This is a genomic window from Streptomyces sp. NPDC000594, assembly GCF_040299965.1.
Taxonomy (GTDB): domain Bacteria; phylum Actinomycetota; class Actinomycetes; order Streptomycetales; family Streptomycetaceae; genus Streptomyces.
In genome coordinates this window covers 1-1059 of record NZ_JBEPCY010000080.1, presented here as the reverse complement: position 1 = coordinate 1059, position 1059 = coordinate 1, and the positions used below count along the sequence as shown (strand labels likewise).

Genomic DNA, 1059 nt, shown 5'->3' with positions numbered 1-1059 from the left:
ACGCCGGTGCTGGCTCCGATGGTGCGGGGGATTCTGGCGACGTGTTCGGCGCGGGTGCGGCCGGGGGTGTCGGCGGGTCGGGTGCGTGAGGTGTACGAGAAGGCTTTCGCGGGTGAGCCGTTCGTGCGGTTGCTGCCGGAGGGTGTGTGGCCGTCGACGGGTGCGGTGACGGGTTCGAACATGGCGTTGGTGCAGGTGGCGCTGGATGAGGCGGCGGGGCGGGTGATCGTGGTCTCCGCGATCGACAATCTGACCAAGGGCACCGCGGGCGGTGCGATCCAGAGCATGAACCTCGCCCTCGGGCTTCCCGAGACCACCGGCCTGCCCACCACCGGCCTCGCCCCCTGAATCACCCCCAGCTACGCGGACAGGCAGCTGCCCGAGGGCCGGCGAACCGCCGGCGGACAGCGCCTCCCAGGTCACGGACCACGCGGGTCACGGGGGAGTCAATGACAGACAGCGAGCGGCATACGCGCCGCCACCGGCCGATCGCCGGGGCGAGGAGGCGCGGCCGCGACCGATCGACCGAGGAGGAGCAGTGACTGTCACGGCCGCGAAGGGTTTCACGGCAGCGGGTGTTACCGCCGGGATCAAGGTGAGCGGGAGTCCGGATCTGGCGTTGGTGGTGAATGAGGGGCCGCGTCGGGCGGCGGCGGGGGTGTTCACGTCGAACCGGGTGAAGGCCGCGCCGGTGCTGTGGTCGCAGCAGGTGCTGCGCGGTGGTGAGGTGTCGGCGGTGGTGCTGAACTCGGGTGGTGCGAACGCGTGCACGGGCCCGAAGGGGTTCCAGGACACCCATGCCACGGCGGAGAAGGCCGCGGAGGTTCTGGGTGTGGGTGCGGGGCAGGTGGCGGTGGCGTCGACGGGGCTGATCGGGACCTTCCTGCCGATGGACCGGCTGCTGCCGGGTGTCGAGCGGGCGGCCGGTGAGCTGTCCCCGCACGGCGGCGAGAAGGCCGCCATTGCGATCAAGACCACCGACACCGTCCACAAGACCGCTGTCGCCTCCGGTGACGGCTGGACGGTGGGCGGGATGGCGAAGGGCGCGGGGATGCTCGC

Annotated in this window: 2 protein-coding genes; both read left to right on the top strand. The window is 71.6% G+C overall.

Features of this window, described 5'->3' with window-relative positions; all coding sequences use genetic code 11:
• Window positions 1-348: Asd/ArgC dimerization domain-containing protein (locus ABT354_RS37975; protein WP_351502634.1), on the top strand; the 348-nt coding region annotated here is incomplete at its 5' end.
• Between the two features lie 190 nt (window positions 349-538).
• Window positions 539-1059 (top strand): bifunctional ornithine acetyltransferase/N-acetylglutamate synthase (locus ABT354_RS37970; RefSeq protein WP_351502632.1); only part of this gene is annotated, 521 nt, incomplete at its 3' end.